A 15,908-nucleotide genomic window follows, 5' to 3' on the forward strand; every position below is an offset into this window, starting at 1 on the left:
TTCTATCTTGCTTCGCCTGGATGGAACAAACTGGCTCATGGCAAATCTGCTTTACGGGGCGGGATTGAGGTTAAACGAATGTTTGCAATTGCGGGTAAAAGATATTGATTTTGGCTACAAACAGATTGTGGTTCGTGACGGAAAAGGCCATAAGGACAGAATCACCATGCTTCCTGAATACATTTGCAATAGGCTCAAACTTCATCTTGAAAAGGTGCAAATCGACCACTCAGCTGATTTGAAACGTGGCTATGGCACAGTCTACCTTCCCTATGCCCTGGAAAGAAAATATAAAAATGCGAATCGTGAATGGGGCTGGCAATATGTTTTTCCCGCCGCAAAAATCTCTACAGATCCGCGAAGCGGGGTAAAAAGGCGCCATCACCTTGGAGAGAGTATTCTGCAACGCGCTATAAAAAAGGCAATCAGAGTTTCCTTAATCAATAAACCAGGGAGTTGTCATACCTTGCGACACAGCTTTGCCACACATCTTCTAGAGTCGGGCTATGACATAAGGACCGTCCAGGAACTGCTTGGCCATAAGGATGTCAGCACCACCATGATCTATACCCATGTTCTCAGTAGGGGAGGAAAGGGGGTGAAGAGTCCGGCCGACGCCCTTTTCACTGCACCGGCTGCGCCTTCTGCCTCGGCAATAGATAATAGAGGAGAGCTGAGATGAACAGAGAGTTAACGCCCCGGCAGAAAAGTGTGATTGGGTTTATCCGGACCCACCAGGAGAAATACGGAATATCGCCTTCCGTCCGGGAGATATGCTGCCATCTTGGCTTGAAGGGGCCGGCTGGAATCCATAAAATCCTGCATCAGCTTATTGAGAAAGGAGCACTACTGAAGGGCAATCCCGGTAAAAATCGCTCCTGGCTTCTGGCCGATGGTCCGGCCAGGAAGAGTATCCCTCTTTACGGCTGCATTGCAGCGGGTGCACCCATTGAGGCGGTTGGAGACCAGGATGAGGACCTGCCCCTTGACCCGGCCCTGTTCGGCTGCGATGAATGCTTTGCCCTGACTGTCCGTGGAGACTCAATGATTGAGGCCAATATCATTGATGGCGATCTTGCCATAATTCGCCCACAGACCACGGTTAATAGCGGTCAAATTGTTGCAGTCCAGATCGAGGGACTTTTGCATGAAGCCACCTTGAAGATATTTCGCCGGAAAAAAGACCATATTGAGCTGCATGCCGCCAATCCCGCCTATCCGCCACTAATCTTTCCAAAAGAGGAGATGGCACGGGTAAAAATAGTCGGCAAATATGTCGGGATCATCAGACGATAATCTGATAAGAAAACAGCTACGAACAAAATGTTGCAGATAACCTTGTTCCTGGTTTATCTGTTGATTTGTTTTTTGAAAATATTACACAGGGCAGTGGTAGCGAACTTGAGAGGAAATTCAAGGCCGTGCATTCTTCATCTGCTCTGGCGGTAAATGCCTTTTCTTATTGGAAAAAGCAGCCAAAGACACTTTCCATGCTTGAAGAGAATGGTTTCGATGAAGTAACATATGAAATAGATACGTTTTTGCATTCTGTCTCAAGTAGCAGGGTCAGTTTTAGTGCAATGAGCTACAGAGAATTATGGAATGAATGGGCTGCACAAACAAATCTCCAAAACCGTGCGACCCATTTGAATTGTATTGGAACGAGGATAGAAAAATGAAAAGACTTACAGACACAGAACTTGAAGCATTATTAAATGATACGGAGTCGGACCGAGCAGAACGTAAGGAATCATTTAAGGGTGATACGCCCAAAAAAGCAAGACAGGCTGTCTGCGCTTTTTCCAATGATTTACCGTGTCACAATGATGTCGGTGTTCTTTTTATTGGAGCAAAGGACAACGGAGAACCATCAGTGCTTCAAGTTACAGACCAGTTATTACTCTCTCTGGCTGACATGAAAACAGACGGCAACATTCTGCCTCTCCCTGTTCTTACAGTGGAAAAACGAACAGTAAAAGGTTCAGAAATGGCAATTGTCACAGTCATGCCATCTGATATGCCCCCGGTAAAATACGAAGGAAGAATCTGGATACGAACAGGACCTCGTCGTTCAATCGCTAATGAACAGGAAGAACGAATCCTGATTGAAAAAAGAAGATACAAAAATCTGCCTTTTGATATTTACCCCGTTCCATCGGCAAAAATATCTGATCTATCTAAGACAATTTTTGAAAATGAATATCTTCCTTCAGCTTTTGCAACTGATGTGCTGGAAGAGAACAACCGAACCTACGAGGAACGGTTAGCATCATGCAAAATGATCGTCTCTCCGGATGACACAACCCCTACGGTACTTGGACTTTTATCAATAGGGAAGACCCCGCAGGATTTTATACCAGGCTCCTTTGTTCAATTTTTACGAATTGATGGAAGCGAGTTGGCCGACCCGGTGATTGATGAAGAAAACATTGGGGGTGGCTTTGTCGAGATGCTACGCCGTACTGAGGAAAAATTAAAGGCTCATAATCGGACTGCAGTTGACATAACTTCAACGGCAACACATCAGGTTGACACGCCATATCCTCCGGCGGCAATTCAACAGATTTTTTACAACGCCGTACTCCATCGGACCTATGAAGGTACAAATGCTCCTGTACGAGTGTACTGGTTTAATGATCGTATCGAAATCAACAGCCCCGGCGGCCCTTATGGCAATGTAACCAACGAAAATTTCGGCAAACCTGGAATTACAGACTATCGCAATCCCAACATTGGCGACGTTTTGAAGACCTTCGGATTTATTCAGGCATTTGGAAGAGGCATTGCCACAGCACGAAAAGAGATGGAAAAGAACGGCAACCCAAATCTTGATTTTGAAACCAACCAAAGTGTAGTCGTCTGCACACTAAGAGGAAAGCCATGAATCAGCCGGTGTTGACATTTTTCAATAACAAGGGCGGTGTGGGAAAAACTTCTCTCATATATCATTTGGCTTGGATGTACGCCAGCCTTCGCAAACGGGTTGTGATTGTCGATCTTGATCCGCAGGCCAATCTGACCGCCGCGTTTTTGGACGAAGAGAAGATTGAAGAGATATGGGGCAGCCAGGATATCGGTTCAACAATATATCAGTGTGTCAAACCACTTACCGCTGTTGGCGATATTGCAGAGCCGATTCTGCAAAATATCGCCACAGATCTATATCTCATTCCAGGAGATGTCAACCTGTCCGGTTATGAAGATGCACTATCAAACGAGTGGCCCAACAGCATGGGAGATAATAATTTGTACCGCCCCATGCGCATCTTAAGTTCTTTTTGGCAAGTTATGAAAATGGCTGCCGTGAAAGTACAGGCAGATATTATTCTGGTTGATATTGGCCCGAATCTGGGAGCCATCAACCGATCTGTTCTCATAGCGACTGATTATGTAGTGATACCCCTCGGTGCAGATTTATTCTCCCTGCAAGGTTTAAAAAACCTTGGCCCTACCTTGAGAAGTTGGAAAAATCTGTGGCAAAAAAGGTTGGGAAACTGGAAGGATAGTGCGGAAATAAGCAACCATTTAACTTTCCAACTCCCACAGGGGAAGATGCAGGCCATCGGCTATCTCTGTCAGCAGCACAGCGTAAGGCTTGACCGGCCAGTAAAGGCCTATGACAAATGGGTCAACCGCATCCCGAACGTCTATCGGGAAGCAGTGCTTAACCAGGCACAGGCGGCAACTGTTAAACAAAATGAAGATCCATACTGCCTGGCCACGATCAAACATTATCGCAGTCTTATCCCAATGGCCCAAGAACACCGCAAACCAATTTTCAACCTGACTTCGGCTGACGGCGCCATTGGCAGTCATGCCAATGCGGTCCAGGATGCAAAAAAAGACTTTAAGGAACTTGCAAAAAAAATTGCGAAAGGAATAGGTATGCAGATATGAAGCAGGAAAAACTATGTCTTTAATTCAACTTGAAAACGTTTTTAAAACATACAACCAGGGCTTAGCTAACGAAGTCACGGCCTTACACGATATCACTTTAAGTTTTGAAGAAAACTCTGTGAGTTGCCTGAAAGGGGCCAGTGGCTCGGGAAAGAGCACTCTTTTGTCAATTATTGGTTGTGTGTTTCCGCCAACGAAGGGACGAGCTGTTATCTCTGGCAAACAACTTTCGCGGTTACCGGATCGATTTTTAACCTTGCATCGACGTCAAACAATTGGCTTTATATTTCAGCAGTTTAATATCCTTCCTGACTTGAAAGTGATAGAAAATGTTGAACTCCCCCTTCTTCCACTTGGTGTTCCTCCCAAAAAAAGAAATGAAAAAGCAATGCAGCTTTTAGAGCTTTTGAATATCTCTCACCGTGCTAATTTCACGGCACGACAGATATCTGGAGGGGAGTTGCAGCGTGTTGCTATTGCTCGAGCCTTAGTTAATGATCCTCCTGTTATTCTGGCAGATGAACCTACTGCACATTTAGATCGCCAATTAAGTTATAAGTTTATGGAGATCATGGGAGACTTAAAAAAGATAGGTAAAACAGTTATTTTAACCTCACATGACCCATTAGTGTACGAACATCCCTTAATTGATTCTACTATTGTTGTTGAAGACGGGCGTCTACATGTTACTTAGCCCCTGGAGTATTGCTCTTAGTTTATTGTCTGCGCTTGTTATCGCCTTAAGCTTGCTGGCTGGTATAACCGCAATAAAGGTTATACGTTTCTGGGATTTGTCCAGTGACTCCAATAGGCAGATTCGACTTGAAAATGAAACATGGCTGGCCTCAACACTTGTTCAGTATGCCCTTGCATTTCAAATAATCTCCTTACTACTGTTCGTTCTGGCGGCAGATCAGTTTAGTCAGGTTATTGCAGGCGCTATGTGCGCAACCGGCTCTTTCACGGCTAATGTTTATGGTCTGCCTGCTCTTGCCGTTAAACTTGTCGGACTGTTCCTCTATGGGTTCTGGATTGTCTTAAATCAATTTGATATCTCTTCTGAAAACTACCCACTATTAAAACAAAAATATATTTTTCTCCTAGCTCTTCTTCCGATTTTGATACTCGACGTCTGCCTGCAAACGCTCTACATATTGAAGCTTGAGCCGGATATAATTACCTCGTGCTGTGCTGTAGTTTTTGGTGAAAGTAGCCAGTCATCATCAAATTTGCTTGGAGTTTTCTCACAACCGACACTGTTGACACTGTTTTATGGTGCTGCCACTTTGATTCTAACACTAAACTATTTATGGTATAGGTGTAATCGTATGTTTTTAGTTCATGCCAATGCCGCAGTTTGGATTGTGTTTTTGCCGATCGCATTTGTTGCCATTACGACTGTGTTTTCTTCGTACGTTTACGCAATGCCATACCACCGCTGCCCATTTTGTATAATAAAAAAAGAGTACTATTACATCGGACTGTTTCAGTATATAACCCTACTTGGCAGTGTTTTTTTTGGAGTCTGCGTTGCACCGATCTCAATGATTGTTAAAAACGATGACCTTCAGCAATATCTGAAACAGTTTATCCGGTTTTCGGTGTATCTTTCATCAATACTATTAGTGATGTTTATCGCCTTAACGTCCTATCATCTAATTCTTTATCGATTTGCAGGCGGCGAGAGCTGACCTCTTGCCCGAAAGAAATATAGTTTTTCTTGAGTTTACCTTTGTGAACGATGTAAAATAAACTATTGAATCTATCCGTACTGACAATATTTTGACATGGAATGACACATGAAAACATTAACTATCAGACTCATCGCCATTTTGATTTGCCTCTTTCTGGTCAGCTGCCAACCTACAAAAGTTGATATGTTACAGCGAGTCTGCCAGCAGGAATTGCAGGGCAGTGAGACCCAAAATCAAACAACCGTTAACAGTAAAGTTGAACTGCTCAGCACACGAATTAACGATGGTCAACACAAGCAGAAGGTCGATAATCTTATACTTTTAGTTGACGACTCTCTGCGTCTTTTGGAGTGTCAAGGGCCGCAGCGGATCAGACAAAGGGCTTTTAACCTTGTTGACAGGATCAACGCTTCACTTGTTGGGATAGAGGTCAATAAGGGCATTCGTATTTTTGGTCCTCATGCTGACCGTAACAGTTTCAACTCTTCGACCACCTATGGAATGGCAAACGGCCAGAAGACTACTCTTGAGCCTTCGGTTATCTCAATAACTCCGGAACGACCGATGCTTAATCCATTATCTATGGCTTTGGAATCGATATATCATGAGCTTAAGGATATTAAGGGGAATACTGCAGTCGTATTGCTTAGCGATTTTGAAAACCTGGACTCAGAGGTGTTGGCAACAATAAAATTGCAGACCCAATATTACGAGAATCGACTGTGTCTCTATGGTGTATTTTTAGGTGATGACAGCAAGCACACCCTGTTTTTAAACAAAATATTGGGTGTTGATATGTGCGGGTTTTTCACAAGGGAAACGGCACTTTCCGACCCCGCACTTTTGGTTGATTTCTTGGATAACGTATTGTTTGAAATTATTCCTGCTGATGACTCAACCATTACGACCACTCGAGTTCAACCTGGAACCATCCCTGTTGAAAAACATATACCACAAAACACTTCAGTTCCGATAAAGCAGACTGTTTCTGATGAAACTGTTAAGCCTGTCTTGACCTATAAAAAGCTTCAAGTTGAAAAAGAGTTACGAGTAGAGCTTAAAACCGAGTTTGATTTTGGGCTGGCTGTCGTTCGACCTGAATATGCCGATCATCTTCGAGCCATCGCTGATTTCATGACCCAACACCAAGACACAACAACGGTAATAGAAGGACATACCTGCGATCTTGGCCCAGATGATTACAACATGGAATTGTCTCAAAAACGTGCAGATGTCGTGAGGGAATTTCTTGTGAACACCTTAGGCGTTGATGGAAAACGTATCACGACAAAGGCTTATGGCGAAAGCCGACCAAAAGTCCCGAATGCTGACGAGTTTAACAGAAAAATAAACAGAAGGGCTGAAGCTGTAATTACAACTACTATCATTGATGAAGTTGACAGCTCCGGGCCTCAAATAAATCACTATCGTGAAGGGATGCAAGCCGATACGAATCGATTCACACTTCACGATAGTGAGTCGGTGCTTGACAATAAAACAGGACTTATGTGGGCAACACACGACAATGGCAACGATATCGGTTGGGCGGCAGCTGAAAAATATTGTAAAGAGTATCAGGGTGGCGGTTTTTCTGACTGGAGGATGGCATCTCAGGATGAGCTCCAGACACTCTATTTACCGGAGCAGAAGAATGAAAATGGATTTTTTATCACCCCACTTATTAAACTGACAGACTGTTGTACCTGGGCATCTGATGTCAGTATGGGAAGTTCTGGGATATTTAGCTTTAAGACCGGGAAAAAACCTTGGGGGTACCAGGTTGACACCCATAAATTACGGGCCTTGCCTGTGCGAACTGCTCAATAATTAACTAACAGTTATTCAATGAAAACAGTTTTTCTTGGTGTTGGTGATTTTGGGGCTACCAATAAGCCTGGTGAGGTGCTGAAGACTATGGCCTTGGGGTCCTGCGTGGGCTTTATTGTTCTAGAGCCTAAAAGCAGAACAGTCGGCATGGCCCATATTGCCCTTTCAGATTCACAGATAAACCCAAGTCAGGCGACAGCTCAACCCGGTCGTTTCGCTGATACGGCTGTTCCCGCCTTATTAAATCTTGTAGCGCAACTTAGTAAAACCAAACAAGGCTATATTATTAAACTGGTAGGCGGGGCGCAGGTTGCGCAGATGAAAGATACGTTTAACATCGGAAAACGTAATATTCTGGCCATCAAAAAAATACTTTGGCAGATGAAACTGGCGCCGGTTGCCGAAGATCTTGGTGGGCGCATCAGCAGGACTGTAACTGTTGAGGTCGACTCCGGCAAGGTTGAACTGCATTCTCCGGGACGTCCGGACTGGTTGGTGTAGAGGTCTTATTCATGGAAAGATTAAACGCTATGAATACCAGAATTTTAAATGGTCAAATTCTTCGTACTGTTGATCAACTCCCACTCATATCTGAAAGCGCCTCACAGCTTATGCAGATCGTAGTTGAGAAGGATCACTCGATACAGGATATTATTGAAATCGTTAAATATGACCCCGCCCTGACCATAAAAATATTGAAGGTTGTTAACAGTGCCGCTTATGGATTAATGGAACCAATTACATCAGTGGAAAGAGCTGTCCCTCAACTTGGCGATAAAATAGTTTTTGGTCTGGCCATGGAAGAGTGTGGCGCAGCTGTTTATCGCGATGCGATGGAGGGTTACGAAGGTGAAAGCGGTGCCTTATGGCAGCATAGTTTACTTACAGCCCTGACCTCTCGTGAACTTGCCAAAGTTTGCATTAAAAAGGTCAGCCCGGATGAGGCGTATACCGCTGGTCTTATGCATGATCTGGGTAAAGGTATTCTTTCCAGATTTATGAAAGGATCTGCTCCAGATCTTCTCACCGCAGTAGAAAATGACCTCCTGCATGACTATCGTGAAGCCGAGGAGTTTTATTACGGTACAGATCATTGTCTTGTCGGCTGTCATATTGCCAAGCACTGGGGATTACCTGAAGCTCTCTGTGAGGTAATTCGCTGCCATCATAAACCCAGTACGAGCCCCGAAAAGTACAAAGCATTGGTATATGTCGTCCACTTAGGCGATATCATGGCCATGCTTGGTGGTGCTGTGACCGGTGCTGATGCCCTTATGTACGAGGAAGATCCACTTTGTGATTCCTATTTTTCAACAGATGAGGGAACGCTTGACCGATCGATGAACAATGCCTTTTTTGAGTATCAGAAAATTATTAACTCAATGGTTTCCTCGTAGAAGTAATCTTCCACGAATCACGTCAGTTTATCCGCCTCAAAACAGTAGCCCTTGCAGCTCGATATTCACTATGGTATAGACCTGCAATGCGACAAGAGAATCTATTCCATCCACATACGCCTCCTGATTCCTCCCATTCAGATATCATTCGGAATTCCCTTAATAAACCGCAATACGAAGCTGTAACTACTACCGATGGGCCGGTACTTGTCATAGCTGGTGCCGGCAGCGGCAAAACCCGCACACTTGTTTATCGTGTTGCACATCTTATTGAAAAAGGGGTGTCACCTGAAAAGATTTTACTGCTTACCTTCACACGTAAATCAGCTCATGAAATGCTTAACCGCGCCAGCCAATTATGGGATAGTTCCTGCCAAAAGGTTACTGGTGGTACATTTCATGGTGTGGCGAGCAGTTTGTTGCGGCGCTATGGTTTTCATCTGGGCTATACACCACAGTTTACGATTCTGGACAGGTCTGACTCTGAAGGTATCATTAATCTATTAAAGTCATCTCTGGAGTTAAGTGGGGTCGGTAAAAGATTTCCTTCAAAAAAAGTCATCATTAATATCTTTGGTCAGAGTGTGAATAAGAGAAAATCACTTGTTGATATTATTGACTCAAGATACTGGCATCTTTCCGAATTCATTGACGATCTGGATCGTATTCAGCGCCATTATGCCAAGTTTAAACTTGAACATAATCTTATGGACTATGATGATCTTCTCGTTAATTTTGAGAAGATACTTCGGCTGCCTGAGGCTAGCCGGGAGATATCGGCAAAATTTTCACATATTATGGTTGATGAGTATCAGGACACCAATATTATTCAAGCTGAGATTGTCCGGCTTTTATCAAGTCCACATGGAAACGTTATGGTGGTCGGGGATGACTCGCAATCGATATACTCTTTTAGAGGTGCTGACTTTAAAAACATAATGCAGTTTCCTGAACTCTTTGAAGGAACTAAGCTTATCAGGCTTGAGGAAAACTATCGGAGTACTCAGCCAATTCTTGATATGACCAATGGGATTATTGCTAATGCGCAGGAAAAATATACTAAAGAGCTCTACACCAATGTAGAAGGTGGTAAAAAGCCCATCTGCTATTCAGCTCGCAACGATTCTGACCAAGCACATTATATTGCCTCCACAATCGACACCTTAGTGAGTGAGGGCACTCCCCTAAACGAAATTGCGGTTTTATTCCGTTCCGGATTCCACTCGTATAAGTTGGAGCTTGAGCTCTCAAACAGGCAGCTGCATTTCGAAAAACGTGGTGGTCTTAAGCTGACAGAGTCCGCGCATATTAAAGATGTCCTCTCGTATCTACGTGTACTTTATAATCCACAGGACAATCTTTCCTGGAACAGGATATTATTGCTTTTGGAGAAAGTCGGCCCGAAGACGGCTCAAAATGTTCTGAATTATCTCAAAAAAAGTGATGCTCCATTAAAGGCAATAGGCACCTATAAAGCGGGTGGGACATGGCAGAAAGGGTTGGACGACCTTGTCCTGGCCCTTACAAACATCCAGTTGAAGGAGACGCCGGTTCAACAGTTTGACGAGGTGATGCTCTACTATCAAGATATTTTTGAAAGGATCTACCATGATGATTACCCGAATAGAAGCCGTGATTTAGAACAGGTTCGAGAAATTATCGCTACCTATAATGATTTGGAATCATTTATTCAGGATACAGCACTTGATCCCCCGTCTCTTTCAGCGCATGACAACCCAATTGACCCAGAAGCCAACCTTGTTTTGTCGACTGTCCACTCAGCAAAGGGGTTGGAGTGGGATACTGTTTTTGTCATGCATCTTGTTGAAGGGAAGTTTCCTTCCAGTATGGCTCAAACTAACGAGGAACTCGAAGAAGAAAGACGTCTTTTATATGTTGCATCGACACGAGCGCGTAAAACGTTGTACTTAACCTACCCAAGGGAGGTACCCCAACATGGTCGTTTTGCTGAACCGGCCATCGTATCCAGGTTTGTCGAGGAGTTACCCCCTAATCTCCTCAATAGAGTCAATCCAGGCCCCGTACTTCCCTCATCGTTTAGCCATAAACCTCGTTTAAAGGAACCATTACGCCAGAGTATACGTTCTGATAAGGATACTCTCGAAGGGAGATCGGTGCGGCATCCAATTTTTGGCGAGGGCAGGGTGCTTGGCACAGTTGCACCTCGTACCGTTCAGATATCGTTTTTAAGGCATGGCATAAAAACAATCAATCTTGATTATGCAAAAATGGAAATTGTAGAAGAATGAACTATAAAGAAGCATGGCAATTTCTTGATAACCTCCAGTTTTTCACCATAAAACTTGGGCTTGACTCCATGAACCTGTTTTTGGAGCGCCTTGAAAGCCCACATAAAAAAATGCGTTATGTGCATGTAGCCGGCACTAACGGCAAGGGGTCTGTGTCAGCGACACTCCTTGCCGTGCTTTCCAGTGCCGGGTATACGGTTGGTTTTTATTCATCTCCACACCTAAGTTCTGTTCGTGAGCGTTTTCGAATTAACAGTTCCTATATTGACGAAGATACCTTTGCACGATTATCTAAAAAGATTATCGATGTTCTTGGAGATGACCATATTACCTACTTTGAGTTTACAACCACCCTTGCTTTTCTGTGGTTTGCTGAAAATGAAGTTGATATTGCCATAATGGAAGTTGGGATGGGTGGAAGACTCGATGCAACAAATGTCATTACCCCTCTGGTTTCAGTAATTACCAATATATCTATTGACCACAAAGAGCATTTGGGGGAGACCATTACCTGTATAGCTGGTGAAAAGGCTGGTATCATTAAACCCTGCACCCCTGTGGTGTGTGGTGATCTTACTGAAGACGCCAAGGCAGTTGTTGAAACTGTCAGCAGATACAACCAAGCCCTGACATACAGTTACAATAAAGATTTTTCTTGTCTGGGCGCCGAGGATTCCATATTTTTGTATAAGGGTGTTTTCTCTGACATCACTGGGTTGCGATTAAAACTATCAGGGCAGTTTCAACTGGAAAATGCTGCAATTGCCCTGGCAGCCCTTGAGATTCTCAAGCAACATCATTTTGTTATAACTGATGATTCAGTTAGGCAAGGTATCGCTCAGGTTGATTGGCCAGGTCGTTTGGAGTTTCTTGAGATATTCACTGAGCAGGGTCAACCTAAACGCTTTATACTTGATGGTGCTCATAATTTAGCAGGTGTTACAGCCCTCGTTGATACACTGCATAATCAGTTTGCTTATGAAAAGCTCATTCTGGTCTGGGCCTCAATGAAAGATAAAGACTATGCTGAATGTCTTGCTCTGGTTCTGCCATTAGCAGATCAAATTATTTTCACAATGCCTGATAAAAATCGTTCAGCAACAGTTACGCAGTTACAGGCATGTGTTGACAGTTCAAAGAGCAAGTCAGTACTGTCCTATGAGAAAGTTACTGATGCGGTCAGCGCCGCAATGGAAATTGCCACGGAAAAAGATCTTATTTGTGTCTCAGGATCTCTCTATCTCGTCGGATATGCACGTCTGTTTTTATGCGGAGAAATTGTTGATGGATGATTTCTGGTTTGATGGCATTGATGAAATATCTATCCGCCGTGAAAGAGATGCCGCCCGTCAGCTTCGTAAGATAAGCTGGTGGCAGGCCAAATTGAGTTTGGGACAATGTTATTATTGCTCCTGCAAGAAAAGTCCAAAAGAGTTGACTATGGATCACATAACGCCTCTCACCCGAGGCGGTCATAGCACCAAAGGCAATGTCGTTGCGGCCTGTAAAGAATGTAATACGAAAAAACGATCAATGCTGCCTCTCGAATGGAATGAATATATGGACTCTCTCGAAAAATAATTCCCAGGTTACTATAAAAAAAGAGCATATACAGAATATATGCTCTTTTTAAACTGGCTGGAATTATTTGAAGTTATTATTGAGCAGCTTCAGATTCCATTTTATTAAGTACAATATTCAACAGAACCATTGCAACAGGGTAACAAAGTACAAATAATCCGCTTACTGCCAATGCTGTAGTGATAAGTTCTCTCATTTTTTCTCTCCTCATTCGGGTGAATCTTTTATTTAAGATGCTGTTTGATTTTGTTAATAGCATTAGGCGTGCCACACTTGAAAACAAACAGATGATTCACCGCAATTACTAGTAGTTAGGGTGGGGAGAATAGGTTTCCTGTTGATTATATCGAACTATCGAGACACTAGTAGATTTACCCATTGTAGGGTGATAATGCGCAGAAAAAAAGTGCTTTTCCTGAATGATGAATGTTCTTTAACAGCCACCTTGGCTGGTTAAAACGACAAACAGAATTCTGAAACTATCAGTCCCCCATACAAATTCCGATTTCGCGGGCGGTAAGGACCTTGTCATCGTCAACATCAACAAGTTTACGTCGTTTTGTTGCTTCCTTTAAGGTGACAGCTTCCATCTCTCCGGCAACAAGTGCTACCATATGGCCAAACATCTCTTTTTCGGCCATCCGTACGGCGGCAGCGCCAAATCGTAAAGCTAGAAGTCTATCAAAGGTGGTTGGTGAACCACCGCGCTGAATATGGCCAAGAACCAGTGATCGTGTGTCTTTACCAGTTCTGGCGCGGACTTCTTTGGCAACCCATTCACCGATACCTCCCAACACAACCTCCTGGCGTCCAACCTCACAGGAACCATCTTTACATATAACACCAGAATTTTTGGAAGTTGCCCCTTCAGCCACTACCACAATCGCATAATGTTTACCATGGAGTTCGTTATCAGCTATTTTTTCACAAACTGATTCCATGTCAAAAGGAATTTCCGGAATCAAAACAACGTCAGCACCGCCGGAAATACCGGAATTTAAGGCTATCCACCCGGAGCCTCTGCCCATTACCTCAACAACCATAACGCGGTCGTGGGATTTGGCTGTAGAGTGCAGTTTGTCGATTGCATCGGTTGCTGTTGAAACGGCAGTATCAAAACCAAAGGTCAATTGTGTCGCAAAGAGGTCATTGTCAATTGTTTTTGGAATGCCAATGACAGGCATTCCCTTTTCTTCGTAAAAACGTCTGGCAATATCGAGACTGCCATCACCTCCAACGGCAAAATGGCACATAAATCCCATTCGGGTGAAATTTTTCATGATTCTATCAGAGATATCTCGGAGTTGTATTTCACCAGCCATATTTTCAACAGGCATTTCAAAGGGATTGCCCTTGTTGGTTGAGCCAAGAATTGTTCCTCCAATTGAAGTTATATCAGCAACTTTCTCAGGAGTTAAGTGTACGAGTTCGTCAAGGTCAATTAGACCTTTATAACCACCTTTACTGCCATAAACCTCCCATCCTCTGGATTGAGATGACATAACTACAGCGTATATTACAGCGTTTAAACCTGGAGCGTCACCGCCGCCAGTTGAGATAACTACTTTTTTCATCAGCGTACCCTACGATAAAAGTTGACTAAAGCGAAATACCTGCACATTTCTTTCATTAATACAAGTATTGCACAGATTTTAAAAACTTGTCTAGAAAAATTCAGCAAAAATTAATTGGAAATTAGTCGAGCGTCTACGGCCTGATATTTGATTTTTTGTTTTTGGCCCCTTGACTTGAAGTTATTTGAAACTTAGGGTATAGCGAAAGAATACTGACACGATTTCAACTTATTATTTCTATATTTACGTGGAGGATTACACATGTTGGATGTTACTCAATTGGCCATTACTAAGTTAAAAGAGTATATGGACGAAAACAAGATTGACTCGGCTATTAGAATTGCATTAATGCAAGGCGGATGAAGCGGCCCTTCATTGGGATTGGCTCTGGATGAGCCAAAAGATTCAGACGAAACTTTTGACAACGATAGTGTTAAGTTCCTTGTTGATAATGACTTAATGAAAAACTGCGGTGACATTAAGGTTGACTATAATGATGAGGGTCACCGATCAGGCTTTTCAATATCTTCAACTATTCCGGTAAGTGGCGGAGGTGGGGGATGTGGTAGCGGAGGATGTGGCTCTGGATCCTGTGGATGATTCAGCAGTCTGATTAGTTAGGATGAAAAACAAAACCCATAGTCAATTTGACTATGGGTTTTGTTTTTGAAACCATGAAAAATGACCTATGAATAATTCGGAGTTAACAAAAGAAGATGGTCTGACACTCATTCAACACGCCTATCAGACCATAGCAGAACATCTAGGCAAGCCGGCGTCTGAATCTGAAGTAAATGATGTGAGGGAGGCATTGACCGCACCTGTCTTTAACGTGGCCGGTGGCACCTTCGTTACCTTAAAAAAACTCCAGAACTTACGAGGTTGTATTGGTACTCTTGTTTCAGACAAGACCATTGCGGAGGGTGTTCGGTCAAATGCCCTCAATGCCGCCTTCAACGACTATCGATTTAAGCCGCTCACCGCTGATGAACTTAAGGAGCTTGAAGTTGAAGTCAGTGTCTTAAGCACTCCTGAAACACTCGAATATAAAGATTGGCAGGAGTTAGTAACAAAAATACAAGTCGGTACTGATGGTGTTATTTTAAGAAAGGGTTCAGCCTCAGCAACCTTTTTACCACAGGTTTGGCAACAGTTACCACACCCAGAATCATTCTTATCGCAGCTGGCTCTAAAGGCCGGCCTGCCTGAAGATGCCTGGAAAACAGGTAGTACCGACATTGAAACCTATCAAGTTCAATCGTTTTCTCGAACATTTTAGTCTCTTAGTGTACTCTGCAATATAACTCCCATAAGTCCCAAACCAGGCAAGGTTTGACCAGCCCTGTTCAGATTTTTTATTAATGCCTTTCAGGCAATATTCCGATTAATTCTAATAACCTGCTGGCTATATGATCCGGCAGCTGCCTTTATCATTATCCAGATAAGCTCGGATACAAATATGAAATTGTACTCCTAATTAAATGTATAAGAACTATTTCAGATTAACACATAAGCCGTTTTCAATATCCCCTGATCCACGTTTTTTGTTTATGAGCGATAGACATCGAGAAGCACTAGCCCACCTGCAATACGGCATAGAAACCGACAATTGCTTTGTTCTTCTGACCGGAGAAATTGGGGCAGGTAAAACAACAATATGCCGCTGTT

General features: G+C 43.3%; 15 protein-coding genes. 14 read left to right on the plus strand and 1 reads right to left on the minus strand.

Annotated features, from left to right (window positions below; all coding sequences use genetic code 11):
• From HQK80_11030 to HQK80_11090, 13 genes are all read left to right on the plus strand, one after another.
• A partial coding sequence (locus HQK80_11030; GenBank protein MBF0222741.1) for an integron integrase occupies positions 1–682 on the plus strand: 682 nt, incomplete at its 5' end.
• The gene (lexA, locus tag HQK80_11035) at positions 679–1,296 is read left to right on the plus strand and encodes a transcriptional repressor LexA (protein MBF0222742.1); all 618 of its coding nucleotides are present in this window, start codon (positions 679–681) and stop codon (positions 1,294–1,296) included. The genes HQK80_11030 and lexA, both read left to right, overlap by 4 nt.
• A 65-nt stretch (positions 1,297–1,361) precedes the next feature.
• Positions 1,362–1,679, plus strand: a complete 318-nt coding sequence (locus HQK80_11040) for a hypothetical protein (GenBank protein ID MBF0222743.1) — start codon at positions 1,362–1,364, stop codon at positions 1,677–1,679.
• On the plus strand, positions 1,676–2,884 hold the full coding sequence (locus tag HQK80_11045) for a putative DNA binding domain-containing protein (GenBank protein ID MBF0222744.1): 1,209 nt from the start codon (positions 1,676–1,678) through the stop codon (positions 2,882–2,884). Before HQK80_11040 ends, HQK80_11045 begins: the two co-directional genes overlap by 4 nt.
• Positions 2,881–3,897, plus strand: a complete 1,017-nt coding sequence (locus tag HQK80_11050) for an AAA family ATPase (protein ID MBF0222745.1) — start codon at positions 2,881–2,883, stop codon at positions 3,895–3,897. Before HQK80_11045 ends, HQK80_11050 begins: the two co-directional genes overlap by 4 nt.
• A 13-nt stretch (positions 3,898–3,910) precedes the next feature.
• The gene (locus tag HQK80_11055; protein MBF0222746.1) at positions 3,911–4,591 is read left to right on the plus strand and encodes an ABC transporter ATP-binding protein; all 681 of its coding nucleotides are present in this window, start codon (positions 3,911–3,913) and stop codon (positions 4,589–4,591) included.
• Positions 4,581–5,588: a hypothetical protein gene (locus tag HQK80_11060; protein ID MBF0222747.1), complete on the plus strand. Its 1,008-nt coding sequence runs from the start codon at positions 4,581–4,583 to the stop codon at positions 5,586–5,588. The genes HQK80_11055 and HQK80_11060 overlap by 11 nt, the downstream gene beginning before the upstream one ends.
• 108 nt (positions 5,589–5,696) lie before the next feature.
• On the plus strand, positions 5,697–7,418 hold the full coding sequence (locus HQK80_11065) for an OmpA family protein (protein ID MBF0222748.1): 1,722 nt from the start codon (positions 5,697–5,699) through the stop codon (positions 7,416–7,418).
• An 18-nt stretch (positions 7,419–7,436) separates the two neighbouring features.
• Positions 7,437–7,919 carry a chemotaxis protein CheD gene (locus HQK80_11070; GenBank protein MBF0222749.1) on the plus strand — a complete coding sequence of 161 codons (483 nt, stop codon included), beginning with the start codon at positions 7,437–7,439 and terminating at the stop codon, positions 7,917–7,919.
• Positions 7,920–7,930: 11 nt separating this feature from the next.
• Positions 7,931–8,815, plus strand: coding sequence for an HDOD domain-containing protein (locus HQK80_11075; protein MBF0222750.1), 885 nt, complete (start codon positions 7,931–7,933; stop codon positions 8,813–8,815).
• Positions 8,816–8,901: 86 nt separating this feature from the next.
• Positions 8,902–11,085, plus strand: coding sequence for an ATP-dependent helicase (locus tag HQK80_11080; GenBank protein MBF0222751.1), 2,184 nt, complete (start codon positions 8,902–8,904; stop codon positions 11,083–11,085).
• Entirely contained in the window at positions 11,082–12,377 is a 1,296-nt protein-coding gene (locus tag HQK80_11085) for a bifunctional folylpolyglutamate synthase/dihydrofolate synthase (GenBank protein ID MBF0222752.1), read from the plus strand. The genes HQK80_11080 and HQK80_11085 overlap by 4 nt, the downstream gene beginning before the upstream one ends.
• The gene (locus HQK80_11090; protein MBF0222753.1) at positions 12,370–12,666 is read left to right on the plus strand and encodes an HNH endonuclease; all 297 of its coding nucleotides are present in this window, start codon (positions 12,370–12,372) and stop codon (positions 12,664–12,666) included. The genes HQK80_11085 and HQK80_11090 overlap by 8 nt, the downstream gene beginning before the upstream one ends.
• A gap of 482 nt (positions 12,667–13,148) precedes the next feature.
• On the opposite strand, the gene HQK80_11095 is transcribed toward HQK80_11090, so the two are convergent.
• Complete coding sequence (locus HQK80_11095; protein MBF0222754.1) at positions 13,149–14,240, minus strand: ATP-dependent 6-phosphofructokinase; 1,092 nt, start codon at positions 14,238–14,240, stop codon at positions 13,149–13,151.
• A gap of 688 nt (positions 14,241–14,928) precedes the next feature.
• Here HQK80_11095 and amrA point away from each other — a divergent pair.
• Positions 14,929–15,519 (plus strand): AmmeMemoRadiSam system protein A, encoded by a 591-nt coding sequence (gene amrA / locus HQK80_11100; protein ID MBF0222755.1) that lies wholly within the window; start codon positions 14,929–14,931, stop codon positions 15,517–15,519.
• Positions 15,520–15,908 lie beyond the last annotated feature (389 nt).

The organism is Desulfobulbaceae bacterium (genome assembly GCA_015231515.1).
In the GTDB taxonomy this organism is placed as follows: Bacteria; Desulfobacterota; Desulfobulbia; order Desulfobulbales; family VMSU01; genus JADGBM01.

Bases quoted from the DNA above. Each gene is read 5' to 3' on its own strand.
- lexA (MBF0222742.1), top strand. From the start codon at position 679: ATGAACAGAGAGTTAACGCCCCGGCAGAAAAGTGTGATTGGGTTTATC.
- HQK80_11045 (MBF0222744.1), top strand. From the start codon at position 1,676: ATGAAAAGACTTACAGACACAGAACTTGAAGCATTATTAAATGATACG.
- HQK80_11050 (MBF0222745.1), top strand. From the start codon at position 2,881: ATGAATCAGCCGGTGTTGACATTTTTCAATAACAAGGGCGGTGTGGGA.
- HQK80_11055 (MBF0222746.1), top strand. From the start codon at position 3,911: ATGTCTTTAATTCAACTTGAAAACGTTTTTAAAACATACAACCAGGGC.
- HQK80_11060 (MBF0222747.1), top strand. From the start codon at position 4,581: ATGTTACTTAGCCCCTGGAGTATTGCTCTTAGTTTATTGTCTGCGCTT.
- HQK80_11065 (MBF0222748.1), top strand. From the start codon at position 5,697: ATGAAAACATTAACTATCAGACTCATCGCCATTTTGATTTGCCTCTTT.
- HQK80_11070 (MBF0222749.1), top strand. From the start codon at position 7,437: ATGAAAACAGTTTTTCTTGGTGTTGGTGATTTTGGGGCTACCAATAAG.
- HQK80_11075 (MBF0222750.1), top strand. From the start codon at position 7,931: ATGGAAAGATTAAACGCTATGAATACCAGAATTTTAAATGGTCAAATT.
- HQK80_11080 (MBF0222751.1), top strand. From the start codon at position 8,902: ATGCGACAAGAGAATCTATTCCATCCACATACGCCTCCTGATTCCTCC.
- HQK80_11085 (MBF0222752.1), top strand. From the start codon at position 11,082: ATGAACTATAAAGAAGCATGGCAATTTCTTGATAACCTCCAGTTTTTC.
- HQK80_11090 (MBF0222753.1), top strand. From the start codon at position 12,370: ATGGATGATTTCTGGTTTGATGGCATTGATGAAATATCTATCCGCCGT.
- HQK80_11095 (MBF0222754.1), bottom strand. From the start codon at position 14,240: ATGAAAAAAGTAGTTATCTCAACTGGCGGCGGTGACGCTCCAGGTTTA.
- amrA (MBF0222755.1), top strand. From the start codon at position 14,929: ATGAATAATTCGGAGTTAACAAAAGAAGATGGTCTGACACTCATTCAA.